The organism is Bradyrhizobium iriomotense, from assembly GCF_018130765.1.
GTDB lineage: Bacteria > Pseudomonadota > Alphaproteobacteria > Rhizobiales > Xanthobacteraceae > Bradyrhizobium > Bradyrhizobium iriomotense_A.
This window is the reverse complement of record NZ_JAFCJZ010000014.1, coordinates 190901-205903: the sequence shown is the minus strand read 5'-3', so window position 1 is coordinate 205903 and position 15003 is coordinate 190901. Positions and strand designations below refer to the sequence as shown.

At 65.3% G+C, this 15003-nt stretch carries 9 protein-coding genes; 6 read left to right on the top strand and 3 right to left on the bottom strand.

The features are described 5' to 3' along the window. Positions 1-82: 82 nt before the first annotated feature. Complete coding sequence (locus JQ635_RS24005) at positions 83-1258, top strand: YncE family protein (RefSeq protein ID WP_211412250.1); 1176 nt, start codon at positions 83-85, stop codon at positions 1256-1258. A gap of 37 nt (positions 1259-1295) precedes the next feature. On the opposite strand, the gene JQ635_RS24000 is transcribed toward JQ635_RS24005, so the two are convergent. Then, entirely contained in the window at positions 1296-2087 is a 792-nt protein-coding gene (locus JQ635_RS24000) for an ABC transporter substrate-binding protein (protein ID WP_211412249.1), read from the bottom strand. Between the two features lie 232 nt (positions 2088-2319). Between JQ635_RS24000 and JQ635_RS23995 the strand changes: the two genes are divergently transcribed. Beyond that, a complete protein-coding gene (locus tag JQ635_RS23995; RefSeq protein ID WP_211412248.1) occupies positions 2320-3513 on the top strand; it encodes an efflux RND transporter periplasmic adaptor subunit in 1194 nt (397 codons plus the stop codon). A gap of 12 nt (positions 3514-3525) precedes the next feature. Further along, positions 3526-6684: an efflux RND transporter permease subunit gene (locus JQ635_RS23990; RefSeq protein WP_211412247.1), complete on the top strand. Its 3159-nt coding sequence runs from the start codon at positions 3526-3528 to the stop codon at positions 6682-6684. Here JQ635_RS23990 and JQ635_RS23985 read toward each other — a convergent pair. Both JQ635_RS23985 and JQ635_RS23980 read right to left on the bottom strand, forming a co-directional pair. Then, positions 6681-8942 carry a cation:proton antiporter domain-containing protein gene (locus JQ635_RS23985; protein ID WP_211412246.1) on the bottom strand — a complete coding sequence of 754 codons (2262 nt, stop codon included), beginning with the start codon at positions 8940-8942 and terminating at the stop codon, positions 6681-6683. The two genes, JQ635_RS23990 and JQ635_RS23985, sit on opposite strands and share 4 nt — an antisense overlap. 391 nt (positions 8943-9333) lie before the next feature. Next, positions 9334-10506 (bottom strand): MFS transporter, encoded by a 1173-nt coding sequence (locus JQ635_RS23980; RefSeq protein ID WP_211412245.1) that lies wholly within the window; start codon positions 10504-10506, stop codon positions 9334-9336. Between the two features lie 51 nt (positions 10507-10557). Here JQ635_RS23980 and JQ635_RS23975 point away from each other — a divergent pair, with 51 nt between their 5' ends. The 3 genes from JQ635_RS23975 to JQ635_RS23965 all read left to right on the top strand — a co-directional run bounded on the left by JQ635_RS23975 (position 10558) and on the right by JQ635_RS23965 (position 14780). Next, positions 10558-11382, top strand: coding sequence for an AraC family transcriptional regulator (locus JQ635_RS23975; RefSeq protein ID WP_211412244.1), 825 nt, complete (start codon positions 10558-10560; stop codon positions 11380-11382). 302 nt (positions 11383-11684) lie between these two features. After that, complete coding sequence (locus JQ635_RS23970; protein ID WP_211412243.1) at positions 11685-13037, top strand: malonyl-CoA decarboxylase; 1353 nt, start codon at positions 11685-11687, stop codon at positions 13035-13037. Positions 13038-13334: 297 nt separating this feature from the next. Then, entirely contained in the window at positions 13335-14780 is a 1446-nt protein-coding gene (locus JQ635_RS23965) for an MmgE/PrpD family protein (protein ID WP_211412242.1), read from the top strand. Positions 14781-15003: the final 223 nt, after the last annotated feature.

The following is a 15003-nucleotide window of genomic DNA, read 5'->3' as shown; positions in this document are numbered from 1 at the left end:
AATGATCGCGGTCAAGTTTGTTGCGTCCGGCGCCCGGTTGCATTTAGCTTGGCCGGACAAGAACTAATCTCTCGGGGGAAACATGACAGCCATTCCTCGCCTATGCGTGCGCCATGCCGCGTCAGCCCTGGTCGCAACGTCCCTGGCTGGCTTTGCCAATTTCGCGGCCCATGCCGAGATCGTCGTCAGCGCCAATGACGGCAAGATGGTGCTGGAGAACGGCAGCCCCGTCGTGCGCAAGCAACCGCTGCCGGATACGGTCAGCGTCATCGACTTCACCGACGGCACGTTGAAACTGCTCGGCGAGGTGCCGGCGCCTGCCAGCGTTGTCGGCCCGCCGCCGAGCGTGGCAATCGCGCCGGACGGCGCCTTTGCGCTGGTGACGGGCGCCATGAAGGTCGATCCGGCGGATGCGACCAAAACGGTGCCGGACGACAAGCTTTCGGTCATCGACCTAAAGTCCTCGCCGCCAAAGGTGCTCGCAACCCATCAGGCCGGTGCGGGCGCGGCCGGTGTCTCGATCAACCGCGCGGGCACGCTGGCGCTGGTTGCGAACCGCAGCGAAGGCACCGTCTCGGTCTTTGCGATCAGTGGGAGCGCGCTGACGCCGGCCGGCAAGATCCAGCTTGGTGATGCCAAGTCAGGCCCGAGCCACGCTGTGTTCTCGCGTGACGGCGCGACCGCGCTGGTCACCCGTGACGGCGACAGCAAGATCTCGCTCCTGACCGTGGACGGGACCAAGGTCGAGTACGCCAAGCGCGACCTCTCCGCGGGCGTCCGCCCCTATGACATCGACCTCACCGGCAGCGCGGCCGCCGTTGTCGGCAATGTCGGCGCCGGCAGCGGCGACAACGACACGATCAGTCTGATCGACATGACCGCCACGCCGATCCGCGTCGTCTCGACCGTGACCGTCGGGCAGACACCTGAAGCGGTGAAGATGTCGCCGGACGGCGGCCATGTTGCGGTGACTGTCATGAACGGCTCGAACAAGCCGCCCGCCTCGCCGTTCTTCAACGATTTCGGCCTGCTGAAGATTTACAAGATTTCAGGGACTGATCTCACGCCGGTGGCGGAGGCCAAGATCGGCCATTGGTGCCAGGGCATGGTGTGGTCGAAGGACTCCAAATATCTCCTGACCCAGTGCATGGTCGAAAGCGAGCTGATCGCATTCTCGTTCGACGGCAAGGCGCTGACCAGGACGTCCACGCTCAAGCTGCAGGTGAGCCCCGCGGGGATCAGAACCGCGGAGCCGTAGGATCAGCGCGCGGCGCAGCCAAGCTGCGCCGCATGCCCTACTCCGTGCGGATCGGCGTGTCCTTCAGGCCGTTGTTGTCATAGGCCTTGCGCAGGGTGCCGTTGGTCACCGCTTCGTTCATGAATTTGCTGACGAAGGTCAGCGCCTGGTTGTGGCCAAGCGGAACGGCGACGGCGGTCACCGTCTTCTTGAAGGTCTCGTCGAGCACCCGTGTACCCGGAATCTTCTGCGCCATCTTGTTGAGCTGGTCGCGCGACAGCGCGAAGGCATCGATCTCGCCGCTCTTCAGCAGGCCGAAGATTTCATCGTATGTCTGATAGCCGGTCACCTTCGCATTCTTCAGATGCGCGATCGCGCCGCGCATGGTGGTCGTCGCGTTGACGGCCGCGACCTTGATGCCGGGTTGGTCCAGCGTGGCGAAATTGGTGATGCTCGAACCCGGCTTGACGATGTAGGTGGCGTCCGCGACCTCGTAGATCGGGCCAAACAGCATCTTGCTCTCGCGCTCGGGATCCTTGGGGAGCCATGTGACGTCCCAGGTGCCTTTGCCGGCCGCATCGGTGATCTGTCCGGAATTCTGGTGCACGACATATTCGACGGGCACACCGATCTGCGCGGCCATCTCCTTGCCGAGGTCGACCGGCACGCCGGCGAAGCTTGCTTCCGTCCTGGTCGACCAGAACGCGCCGCCTGCCGGGCTGATCGCGATCGCGACCCGCAGCTTGCCGGTCGGCGCGATCTCGTCCTTCAGGCCATCGGCTAGCGCAGGCATGGCGAGGGCCGCTGCGAGAACGAGGCCGGCAAGGGCCGAGTGGAGGATCGTGGGCATGTCATGTTCTCCTCACCTTTTCTTCTTTCAACTGCTCAGTCTCCGGCACACGGCCTGACACAATTCTGGTCGATCGTGCGCGCAGTGAAAAGCGGTTTGTCATGACAAATCTGTCAAAAGCCATGGCGCGGTTTGCAGTGCAAGGCCCGTGACTGCCATGGCTATGGTGTTCCACGGCCGGGCGTTTGTTGGTAGCCTGCCGCACCGACAGACAATAATCGGGGGCTACCGAATGACCTGCGCGAATCCCGCATCGCTCGCCCATCGCAATGGAGCGTGGAGACATGTCGGACGGGCGCTGGCCGCCGCGAGCGCCATGATCGCGCTCGCCGGCTGCGAGGACAAGAACGCCTACGTGGCGCCGCCGCCGCCGAAGGTGGACGTGGCGACCCCGGTGCAGCGGCCGGTGACGCGCTATGTCGAGGCCACCGGCAACACCGCGCCGATCAAGAGCGTCGATCTCGTCGCACGCGTGCAGGGTTTCCTGCAATCGATCGACTATCAGGACGGCAGCTTCGTCAAGCAGGGCACCCAGCTGTTCACGATCGAGCCGGAGACGTACAAGCTCAAGGTCGAGCAGGCGAAGGCCGCGGAGGTCGGCGCGCAAGCCACGGTCAAGCAGGCCGAAGCCGATTTCAAGCGGCAGGTCGAGCTCGTGCAGCGCCAGGCAGTCTCGCAGTCCACCCTCGACACCTCGACATCGACCCGCGACAACGCCCAGGCCAACCTCCAGCAGGCCCAGGTCAATACCAGGCTCGCCGAGGTCAATTACGGCTACACCAACGTGACCGCGCCGTTCGACGGCATCGTCAGCGCGCACCTGGTTTCGGTCGGCGAGCTCGTCGGCGTCTCCTCCCCGACCCAGCTCGCGACCATCGTCGCGATGGACCCGATCTGGGTGAACTTCACGGTCAACGAGCAGGACGTCCTTCGCATCCGCGCCGAAGCGGCCCGCCGCGGGCTGACCGTCGCCGAGCTCAGACAGTTGCCGGTCCAGGTGGGCCTCCAGACCGAGACCGGCTATCCGCATGAAGGCCACCTCGACTACGTCTCGCCGACCCTCAATACATCGACGGGCACGCTCGCGGTGCGCGGCGTCGTGCCCAACGACAAGCGGGCGCTGCTGCCAGGTTATTTCGTCCGCGTCCGCGTGCCCTTCACCCAGGAGAAGGAAGCCCTGCTCGTCCCCGATACCGCGCTCGGTAGCGATCAGGGCGGCCGCTATCTCCTCGTCGTCAATAACGACAATGTCGTCGAGCAGCGCAAGGTGCAGATCGGGCCGACCGACAACGGCCTGCGCGTGATCGAAAGCGGGCTGAAGCCGGACGACCGCGTCGTGATCGCGGGACTGCTGCGGGTGATCCCGGGGCAAAAGATCGACCCGCAGGTGACGAAGATCGACCAGTCCCAGGCGTCCACCAAGTAGGAGCCGCCGGCCATGATCTCAAAGTTCTTCATCGAGCGGCCGGTCCTCTCGAACGTCATCGCGCTCTTGATGATCCTGATCGGCGGCGTCGCGCTGTTCAATCTTGCGGTCGCGCAATACCCCGACGTGGTGCCGCCGACGGTGCAGGTCACCACGCGCTATCCCGGCGCCAGCGCCAAGACCGTGATCGACACGGTTGCCTTGCCGATCGAGCAGCAGGTCAACGGCGTCGAGGACATGCTCTACATGCAGTCCTACAGCGGCTCCGACGGCACCTACACGCTGACCGTGACGTTCAAGATCGGCACCGACCTGAACTTCGCGCAGGTGCTGGTGCAGAACCGCGTCTCCAGCGCGCTCGCGCAGCTGCCGCAGTCGGTGCAGAACCAGGGCGTCACCGTCCAGAAGAAATCGACCGCGATCCTGCTGTTCGTCACGCTGACCTCGCCTGGGGCCAAGTACGACAGCCTCTATTTGAGCAACTACGCCACCATCAACATCCGCGACGAGCTCTCCCGCCTGCCCGGCGTCGGCAACGTCACGGTGTTCGGTGCCGGCCAATATTCGATGCGGGTGTGGCTCGATCCGAACAAGCTGCTGGCGCGCGGATTGGTGCCGCAGGACGTCATCAACGCGATCCAGCAGCAGAGCCAGCAGGTCTCGGCCGGCCAGGTCGGCGCGCCGCCGACGCCGCCGGGCCAGGCCTTCCAGTACACGCTCAACGTCAATGGACGGCTCGACGACACCACCCAGTTCGAGAACATCATCGTCAAGACGGGGACCAGCGGCGACGTCACGCGGGTGCGCGACGTCGGCTGGGTCGAGCTCGGCGCGCAGACCTACAGCCAGATCTTCTCGCTCAACAAGCAGCCCGCCACCGGCATCGGCGTGTTCCAGTCGCCCGGCGCCAACGCGCTCCAGGTCGAGCAGGCGGTCGAGAAGAAGATGGCGGAGCTTGCCAAGCGCTTCCCGGAGGGCATCAAATACGACACGCCGTTCGACACCACCAAATTCGTCGAGGCCTCGGTGCACGAGGTCTACATGACGCTGATCGAGGCCGGCCTGCTGGTGCTGGTCGTGATCCTTGTTTTCCTGCAGGACTGGCGCGCGATGCTGGTGCCGGCGACGACGGTGCCGGTCACCATCATCGGCGCCTTCGCCGCGATGGCGGCGCTCGGCTTCACCATCAACATGTCGACGCTGTTCGCGATTGTGCTCGCGATCGGCATCGTGGTCGACGACGCCATCGTCGTGGTGGAAGGCGCCGCGCACAATATCGAGCAGGGCATGAACGGCCACGATGCCGCGATCAGGGCGATGGACCAGCTGTTTGCGCCGATCGTCGGCATCACCCTGGTGCTGATCTCGGTGTTCCTGCCGGCCTCGTTCCTCGCGGGCCTGACGGGCCGCATCTACTCGCAATTCGCGCTGGTGATCGCGGCGACTGCGCTGCTGTCCGCCATCAACGCGGCGACCTTGAAGCCGACGCAATGCGCGCTGTGGCTGCGGCCGACGGTGCCGCCGGAGCAGCGCAACTTCTTCTATCGCGGCTTCAACAACGTCTATAACCGGGTCGAGCGCGGCTATACGCGGCTGATCACCTTCCTGGTCAGGAACGCCACGGTGTCGGTCGCCGTCGCGCTGGTGCTGATCGGGGTTGGCGGCTATGGCCTGTCGCGGGTGCCGACCGGCTTCCTGCCGATCGAGGACCAGGGCTACCTGATCGCCGCCATCCAGCTGCCCGACGGTGCCTCGCTGGAGCGGACCCAGAAGGTGCTCGACCGTGCCAGCGAGATCATCAAGGATGCGCCGGGCGTGGCGCAGGTCATCACCATCGCCGGCATCTCCGCGCTCGACAGCAGCGCGAGCCTTGCCAATGCCGGCGTCGCCTACATCATCCTGAAGGACTGGGATGCGCGCAAAGGGCCCGGCGAGGATCTGCGCTCGCTGGTCTACGGCCTCAACGACAAGCTCGCCGTGATCATGGAGGCGCGCACCATCGTGCTGCCGCCGCCGCCGATCCAGGGCATCGGCAACGCCGCCGGCTTCTCGATGCAGGTCGAGCTGCGCGACGGCAACAGCGATTTCGCCAAGCTGCAGGCGATCACCGGCGCGATGGTGAGTAACGGCCAGAGCCAGAGCGCACTGCAACGCGTGCAGTCCTCGTTCCGCTCCTCGGTGCCGCAATTCAACGTCGAGATCGACCGCATCAAGACCCAGACGCTGCACGTCACCACCGACCAGGTGTTCTCGGCGCTATCGACCTATCTCGGCTCGTCCTATGTCAACCAGTTCAACAAGTTCGGCCGCGTGTTCCAGGTCTATACGCAGGCCGATCCCGCCTTCCGCGTCACCGAGCGCGACATCGCCAACATGCAGGTGCGCAACTCGAACGGCGACATGATCCCGATCGGCACCGTTGCCAAGATCACGCCGGCGACGGGTCCGTCGCTGATCAGCCTTTACAATCTCTATCCCTCCTCGACCATCATCGGCCTGCCGGCGCAGGGCTACTCCTCCGGCCAGTCGCTGAAGCTGATGGAGGAGATCGCGGACAAAACGCTGCCGCCCGGCACCGGCTATGAATGGACCGCGATGTCGTATCAGGAGAAGGCGGTCTCAAACCAGATCTACTGGGTGTTCGGGCTTGCCATGCTGCTGGTCTATCTCGTGCTCGCCGGCCAGTACGAGAGCTGGTACGCGCCGATCTCGGTGATCCTCGCCGTGCCGCTGTCGCTGATCGGGCCGATGCTGATCCTGAGCGGCCTCAAGATCGACAACAACCTCTACTGCCAGATCGGCCTGATCCTCTTGATCGCGCTGTCGGCGAAGAACGCCATCCTGATCGTCGAGGTCGGGCTCGAACTGCACGGCCGCGACGGCAAGCCGATCCTGGAGGCGGCAATCGAGGCGGCGCGCGCCCGCTTCCGCCCGATCCTGATGACGTCGTTCGCCTTCATCCTCGGCGTGGTGCCGCTGGTGCTCGCGACCGGCGCTGGCGCCAGCGCCCGCAAGTCGATCGGCATCACCGTGTTCTCAGGGATGCTGGCCTCGACTTGTCTCGCGGTGCTGTTCGTGCCGGCCTTCTTCGTGGTGGTGCAGCGCTTCGAGAACTGGCGCGCTTCGAAGAAGGCACCGAAGCCGCAGCCGGTGGCGGAGGTGAAGCCTTAGGCCTTCTTCGCCGACGCCTGCCGCGCCTCGCCGCTCGAGACCAGCAGCACCGAGACCTTCGACTGCCGTAGCACGGCGTCGGCGACGCCGCCGAAGGAGAGATGATCGGCCTGGATGCGGTCGACGCCGATGACCACGAGATCGACGTCGGTGGTGTCTATCTCGCGCAGGATCGCGGCCTCCGGCGACCGGTTCACGCGCAGCGTCGTGGTGATGTCGACGTCGTAGCGGGCGGCGAGATCGCTGGCGTCCTTCAGGATGCCCGTTTCCTGGCTGAGGCCACGGGACGCCCCGCGTTGCGCGCCCTTGTCCCGCGTCGTCGCCACATAGATCACACGCAGCGAGCCTGACCCGGCCTGCGCCAGCGCGACCGCGACCTCGGCGCCGCGCTTGGAGACGGCGCTGCCGGAGACCGGGACGAGGATGTTGAGACCATTGGGCACCGGCTGCTTCAGATGGCTGCCCTTGGCCAGCACGATCGCGAGCGGCCCTTCGAATTGGGCGGCGATGTCCTCGACCTTCCTGTCGAAACGATCCTTGGTCGCGATGACCTTGTCGATGCCGACGACGAGGAAATCGAAGCCCTTCTTCGCCTCCTCGCCGACCGCTTCGCCGAGGTCCGATCTGCGAATTCGCGTCGTCACATCGACGTTCCCGGCCGCGGGATCGGGAGCCACCATTTCGGCCGCCCTCTTCACCACGGCTTCATGGCTCTCCTCCACGTCGCGGCCCCTCTCCTGCTCCGTGGCGCGCTTGCCGACATGCAGCACGGTGATCGGCAGGCCGCGCATGCCGGCGATCAGGCCCGCGATGTGGGCGGCAAAGGTGGCGTTGACGCTCTCGTCGACCGCGAGCAGGGGACGTTCGAGGTTGGCGACGAAACCGCGCTTCTCGAATTCCTCGCGCTCCAGGCGCTCCTTCTCCTCCTCGTTCATCGGCAGCCTGGACAGTGCCGCGCGCAGCATCGGCGGCATCGCCATCGTGGTCACGATCGCCATCGTCACGATCATCGTGAACAGGTTCTGGCTGAGCACGCCGATGGACAGGCCGATGGTGGCGATGATCACCTCGGTCGAGCCGCGCGCGTTCATGCCGCTTGCGAGCGCCAGCGACTCCCGCGTGTTCAACCCGCCCAATGTGCCCCCGACGAAGGCACCGCCGAACTTGCCGACGCTGGCGATGACGACGAGGAGGCCGGTGAGCATCAGGAGGTTGGGATCGCGCAGCACCGACAGATCGGCGGCAAGGCCCGCAAGGCCGAAGAACACCGGCATGAAGAAGCTCGAGATCAGGCCGCGCAGGCGCTCGTCGATCTGCCGCGTCAGGATCGGCGACTCCCCGACCAGGATGCCGGCGACGAAGGCACCGAGCACGGTGTGCACGCCGATCAGGTGCGTGATCAGTGCCATCGTGCCCATCAGCAGCAGGATCACGGTGATGACGGGCGCGGTGCTGACGAGGGTGTCGTTGGCCCAGCGGATGAGCTGGAACACCAGGCGGCGGCCGATGGTGAAGCTGACCACGAGGAAAGCCAGCGTGCCGAACACGGCCTTGGCGACCGAGGCCACGTCAATCGTGCCTTGCGAGGCCAGGCTGAAGATGACGGCGATGATGATCCAGCCGATGGTGTCGTCGATCACGGCGGTCGCGACGATGATCTGCCCGACATCGCGGCGCATGAAGTTCATCTCGCGGACGACCACGGCGACGATCTTCACGGAGGAGATCGACAGCGCCGTGCCCATGAACAGCGAGGCGACGAGGCGCGCGTGCGGATCGGGCAGCAGCGCGTCCGGCAGGAACTCGCCGAGGGCAAAGCCGCAGGCGAAGGGCACGACGATGCCGGCGATCGAGATCGCGATCGCGGCCTTGCCGACCTTCCTGACCAGCTTGAGGTCGGTCTCCATGCCGGTCAGCAACAGCAGAAAAAGAATCCCGAACTGGGCGATGCCGTCGATCATCGCCTTCTGCTCGGGCGTCTTGGGGAAGATGGCGTGCTGCGCCTCCGGCCAGAGCCAGCCGAGCAGCGACGGCCCGAGCAGGATGCCGGCGAGCAGTTCGCCGATCACCGAAGGCTGGCCGATGCGCTGCATGAGTTCGCCCAGACCGCGACCGACGGCGATCAACAACACGATCTGCAGAATCAGGAGGGACTCGGAGGGGCCGGCCGATTTGCCGCCTTCGGCGCCCGCTACAATGGTGGTGAGGACGAGCACCGCGGGGACGAGGCCGACCGGTCGGAGCAGGCGCCACTGCATGCAGCTATCTTGTCCCCTTTATCTGCCCCACAGGGATAGAACCCGCGGGAGGTGGAGCAGGTTCCCGCCGCCGCTCGCGGCGGGGGTAAAGGGAGCGAAAACAAAAAGTGCGAAAACAACCCCATGCACAGTAGAGATGGGGTTGAAAAAGCTTCTGAAATTTCGGCCTTGCCGAAACGACTTGTTCCGTCGGGCAAAACAGGGGCATAATGGCATTGTGGGTGGCATGCGTGGCGTGCCGCGCTCATTGCCAGCGCAACTCTCTCGTCATTCCGGGGCGTCGCGTAGCTACGATGCGCAATTGCGCGTCTGAGAATCCATTTGTCCGCAATCTCTGCCGCCCGATGGATTCCGGGTTCGCGCTTCCGCGCGCCCCGGAATGACGGAGCCCTCACGCCGCCTGCGGCGTCCTGATCTCCCGCGGCAGGATCAGTGCCGCGACGATCGCAAGCAGGCAGAGTGCGGCGAAGGCATGCAGCATGGTGACGAAGCCGCCCTGCTCGTAGAGCCAGGCAACCAGGCCCACGGAGGCGCCGGCCGCGGTGAAGCCGACGAAATAGCGCACGGCGTAGGCGCGCGAGCGCCATTCTTCCGTGGTGTACTTGCCGACCATGGCGTCGTTCACCGTGACCTGCCCGAACGCGCCCATGACGATGCCGATCGAGACCATGATCAGCGGCAGATTGTTCAGGCTGGCGGCGAGATACAGGAACGGCGCCAGCATGAAGGACAGCGGCAGCGCCACGGTCTTCAGCGAATAGCGGTCGAGCAGCCGGCCGATCGTGTACTGCGTCATCGCGCCGAACACGTAGACGCAGGCCGCGATGCCCCCGAGCAGCGCCGGGCTTTTGGTCAGATCGGCGAGCCGCTCCGCGAACAGCTTTGGCAGCGCGACGGTGACGGCGTTGAATGTCGTGGAGATCGCGATGACGACGATCAGCAACGCCAGGATCACGCGCCACATGTCCTGCTTTGCCACCCGCGCCTGGGCCGCCGCCTGCTTGGAGCCCTTGCGGTCTTCATGCACGATGCTCATCGCGAAGGCGATGCCGATCAGGACCGTGACCACGCCGGGAACGATGAAGGCAAAGCGCCAGCCGAGATACTGCCCGATCACGCCGGTCACAAGCGCGGAGGAGGCGACGCCGAGATTGCCCCAGACGCCGTTGATGCCCATCTCGCGGCCAAGCCGGTCGGCATAGGACACGATCATGGCGGTGCCGACGGGATGGTAGATCGAGGCGAAGATGCCGATCGCCAGCAGCGCGGCGCCGAGTTGCACGGGGGTCTGCACGAAGCCGACCGAAATCATGGAGGCGCCAATGCCGACGAAGAAGATCAGCATCATGTGGCGGCGGCTCCAGCGGTCCCCGAGCCAGCCGGTGAGCAGCGAGCCGGCACCGAAGGCGATGAAACCCGGCGTCGCGTAAGGCAGCAGTTCCGAATAGGCCATGCCGAGCGCCGGCCCCATGATGATGACGGCGGCGGCAAAAATCAGCATCGAATAATGGTCGATGAAATGGCCCGCGTTGACGAAACTGATGACCCGGCTGGGGCTGTTCATTACGAATCCTCTCCTGCTCCGAAATGAGTTATATGTCGGACCCATGACGGGATGCTGCCAATGACTGTCTTGGAAACGCCAATCTTGGAAACGCCAATCCTGAGGGAGGTCCGGAGCAACCATCGCTCGCCGGCGGGCGTGCACCTGGTCGCGCGCGACTATCCCAAGGGCATGCGGATCGATCTGCACATGCACCGCGAGGCGCAGCTGATCTATGCGGCACGCGGCACCATGCAGGTGACGACGCCCGGGGGACGCTGGCTGGTGCCGCCGGACCGCGCGGTCTGGGTGCCGGCCGGGCTGGAGCACGCCATCGACCTGCTCGCCGACATCGAGATGCGCACGCTGTATTTCGACCTGTCCTGGCTGAAGCACGAAAAGCGTTATCAGGGGTTGACCAGGGAATTCGTGGTGCGGGTGTCGCCGCTGCTCAACCAGGCGATCCTGGCGTTGTTCGACGCGCGCAATACGGAAGAGCGCACCGAGCTGCTGGTCCGCCTGGTGATGCTGGAACTGCACCAGGCCGAGGATTCCGCCACCTTCGTTCCGCTGCCGCGCGAGCCGCGCTGCCGCCGCGCCGCGATGATCGTGCTCGACGATCCCACCGGCCTGCACGACATCGACACGCTGGCACGCGAGGTCGGAACCTCCGCGCGCACGCTGTCGCGGCTGTTCTCGAGCGAGACGCAGCTGAGCTTCAAGAGCTGGTGCCAGCGCGCAAGGATTGCCGCGGCGATCCAGCTTCTGTCGACGGATGCGAGCGTGTCGGTGAAGCAGCTGGCGACGCAGCTCGGTTATGCCAGCGTGCCGGCGTTTTCGGCGGCATTCCGCCAGGTGACGGGGCGGACGCCGACGGAGTTTGCGGGGAAGGGGTAGCCCCAACCTCGTCATTGCGAGCGCAGAACTCGTAGGGTGGGCAAAGCGAAGCGTGCCCACGGTTCTTTTGCAGTTAGCGAGAGATCGTGGGCACGGCGCAAGGGCGCCTTTGCCCACCCTACGGCAGCGCGATGAACCGATAGGTCGCATCATAGTAGATGCCCGCCCTCACCAAGCATGCCACCCTTCCCGAAACGCACGGCCCAACTAAAGATACAAAATCCGCCTGCTTGATTGTGATCGGCTTCCGCTTAAATCCCGTGTAAGCTTCGCATCGCACAATCCCGGACTCGAAAGCCCAGATGGCCAACGCCTTCTTCTCCGACCTGCTCGCCACCATCTCCGAGCGCGGCCGCACGCTGCTTCGCCGCGGAGACAGCGCGGACACCAGACAGGACGCCGACGGGCTGATCGAGCTCTGCGGCGCGCTGCTGTCGGGCCGGGGCGAAGCCTCCGGCACGGCGATGGCGCGCGAGGTGCTCGATCTCTACAGGGATCTGGATGCGACGGGACGCCGCGCCTTCTTCGAGGCGCTGGTGCGCGATTTTGGCCCGGACCGGGAACGCCTGTCCCAGGCGATCGAGAAGTGGCGCGCCAAGCCGACGGACGAAGACGCAAGCTCGCTGCATTTCGCCTCGGAGCCGCGGCGGCAGGAACTGATCCGCCGCCTCAACCGGGCGCCCGGCGGCACCGGCGACCTCGTCGCCATGCGCGCCGATCTGCTCGGGATGATGAACGGGCACGCCGATCTCGCCGCGCTCGATCGCGACGTCTCGCACCTTCTCTCTTCGTGGTTCAACAGGGGGTTTCTCGTGCTGCGCCGGATTGACTGGTCGACCCCGGCCAACATCCTCGAAAAGATCATCCGCTATGAGGCCGTCCACGAGATCAGCGACTGGGACGATTTGCGCCGCCGCATCGATCCGGTCGACCGCCGCTGCTACGCCTTCTTCCATCCGGCGATGGTCGACGAGCCCTTGATCTTCGTCGAGGTGGCGCTGACCGAAACCATCCCCGGCGCAATCGCGCCGCTGCTTGCCGTCGATCGCCAGCACCTTCCGATCGAGAAGGCGCGCACTGCCGTGTTCTACTCGATCTCCAACACCCAGCGCGGTCTTGGCGGCATCTCCTTCGGCAGCTTCCTGATCAAGCAGGTGGTGGAGGAGCTGCGCCGCGAGCTGCCGAAGCTCGACAATTTCGTGACGCTGTCACCGGTGCCCGGCTTCATGCAATGGGTAACGCAGGACAAGGACCTGCCGCTGTCCGACGAGGACCGCGAGGTGCTCAAGCGCCTCGACGATCCCAAATGGTTCGAGAGCCCCGAGACCACGACGCTGCTCCGCGGCGTGCTGGAGCCGCTCGCCGCCTATTATTTCCTGAAGGCGCGCACGCCCAAGGGCCGGCTGATCGACTCCGTCGCCCGTTTCCATCTCGGCAACGGCGCCCGGCTCGAGCGCATCAACTGGCTGGGCGATCTCTCGCCGAAGGGCGTGCGCGAGTCCGCCGGCGTGATGGTGAACTACCTCTACCGCCTCGACGACATCGAGAAGAACCACGAAGCCTATGCCAATGACGGCGAGGTCGTGGCGTCCAGCGCGGTGAAGAAGCTGCTGAAGGGCGAAGGCCGACGGCTGCTGGACATGCGGCTGTCGTAGGGCCAACTCAGCCGTCGTCCCGGACAAGCGCAGCGAAGCGGAGTGCAGATCCGGGACCCATAACCACAGGCAGACGTGGTTACGGGGACTCGGAGTTGCCAGCTCGCAACGCGACTCCTCCCTGGGGTTATGGGTCCCCGCCCCCGTGCGCAACTGCGCACTAGGCGGGGACGACACCGTTGTTGGCGCGGCCATCGCTTCGCGCCGCAAAGAGACTGCTGAAAGACGGCTACTGGACACGCGCCCGTCCCAAGCGCTATCCGTTTCATCGAACTCCTGCATCAAAGACGGGACACCATGAAACGACGCGACTTTCTCAGGCTGACCGCAGCGGCGGCGACCGGCCTCTCGCTTCCGCCGGCACGCGGTTTCAAACGCCCGAGCACGGGGCCCGAGATGACGGCGCTGTGCGACTACATGAGCGCCGCCAAAGCCCGCGCACTGCCGCCTGACATCGTCGAGCACGCAAAGCACCACATCCTCGACACGCTGGCCTCGATGATATCAGGGTCAGAGCTGCCGCCCGGCCAGGCGGCGCAGCGTTACATCCGTGCCAATGCCGCACAGGGCGCATCGACAATCGCCGGCACGGCGCTTAACGCATCGCCGGTCGAGGCCGCGCTCGCCAACGGCGTGATGGCGCATGCCGACGAGACCGACGATTCCCACATTCCGTCGCGCTCGCACCCGGGCTCTTCGACTGTGCCCGCCGCGCTCGCGCTCGGCGAAAATCTCGGCATTGACGGCGCGCATTTCCTGCGCGCGGTAACGCTCGGCTACGACGTCGGCACCCGCGTGGTGATGGCGATGGGCGGGGCCGATTTCAGCTATGAGAGCGTGCTGAGCACGCACAGCATTGCCGGCACCTTCTGCGCCTCGGCCGCCGCGGCCTGCGTCGCCGGCTTCGACGCGCAGCGGATGCGCTGGGTGCTCGACTATGCCGCGCAGCAATCCTCCGGCTTCATCGTGTGGCGCCGTGACGTCGATCATATCGAGAAGGGTTTTGTGTTCGCCGGCATGCCGGCCCGCAACGGCGTGACCGCGGCGCTGCTGGTGCGCTCGGACTGGAACGGCGTCGATGACGTGTTCTCGGGGCCGGACAATTACTTTCTCGCCTATGCACCGAAGGCTGCGACCGACAAGCTCGTCGAAAAACTCGGCGAGCGCTACGAGATCGCGGGCACCGACATCAAGAAATGGACCGTGGGCTCGCCGATCCAGGGACCGCTCGATGCGATCTATGCGATCCGCAGCAAGCAGGCGTTCGAGGCCGGAGAGGTCAAGGGCGTCACCGTGCGCCTTGCGCCATCGGTCGCCGAGGTCGTGGACAACCGCGACATCCCCGACATCTGCCTCCAGCACATGGTCGCCGTGATGCTGCTCGACAAGACCGCCTCCTTCCATGCCGCGCACGACAAGCCGCGCATGCAGGACGCGGCAGTGCTGAAGGAGCGCGCCAAGGTGAATTTGGTGCGCGACGAGGAACTGGCAAAACTGCTGCCGGTGCGCGTCGCCATCGTCGAGATCGAGCTCAACGACGGCGCTCGCCTGTCCGAGCGTGTCACCGCGGTGCGCGGCACCCCGCGCAACCCGATGACGCGGGAGGAGGTCATCGACAAGGCGCGCGACCTGATCGCACCGGTGGTCGGTGCGGAGAAGAGCGAGCAGCTGATCAAGGCGGTGTATGAGATCGAGGCTGTGACGGACATCCGCACGCTGCGACCGATGCTGCAACGGGGGTGAGCGGTAAACTCAGTGTCATCGCCCGGTCAAGCCGGGGCATGACAGCGGTGGGCTTGGCAAGGTCGTAGTCGCAAACTCAGTCGTCGTCCCGGACAAGCGTAGCTCCCGACAACGCGTAGCGTTGTCTAGAGCGGAGCGCTGATCCGGGACCCATAACCACAGGAGAGCGTGGCTACGGGGACTCGGAGTCATCAGCTTCAAGAGACGACTTCTCCCTGGGGTT

Bases quoted from the DNA above. Each gene is read 5' to 3' on its own strand.
- JQ635_RS24005 (WP_211412250.1), top strand. From the start codon at position 83: ATGACAGCCATTCCTCGCCTATGCGTGCGCCATGCCGCGTCAGCCCTG.
- JQ635_RS24000 (WP_211412249.1), bottom strand. From the start codon at position 2,087: ATGCCCACGATCCTCCACTCGGCCCTTGCCGGCCTCGTTCTCGCAGCG.
- JQ635_RS23995 (WP_211412248.1), top strand. From the start codon at position 2,320: ATGACCTGCGCGAATCCCGCATCGCTCGCCCATCGCAATGGAGCGTGG.
- JQ635_RS23990 (WP_211412247.1), top strand. From the start codon at position 3,526: ATGATCTCAAAGTTCTTCATCGAGCGGCCGGTCCTCTCGAACGTCATC.
- JQ635_RS23985 (WP_211412246.1), bottom strand. From the start codon at position 8,942: ATGCAGTGGCGCCTGCTCCGACCGGTCGGCCTCGTCCCCGCGGTGCTC.
- JQ635_RS23980 (WP_211412245.1), bottom strand. From the start codon at position 10,506: ATGAACAGCCCCAGCCGGGTCATCAGTTTCGTCAACGCGGGCCATTTC.
- JQ635_RS23975 (WP_211412244.1), top strand. From the start codon at position 10,558: ATGCTGCCAATGACTGTCTTGGAAACGCCAATCTTGGAAACGCCAATC.
- JQ635_RS23970 (WP_211412243.1), top strand. From the start codon at position 11,685: ATGGCCAACGCCTTCTTCTCCGACCTGCTCGCCACCATCTCCGAGCGC.
- JQ635_RS23965 (WP_211412242.1), top strand. From the start codon at position 13,335: ATGAAACGACGCGACTTTCTCAGGCTGACCGCAGCGGCGGCGACCGGC.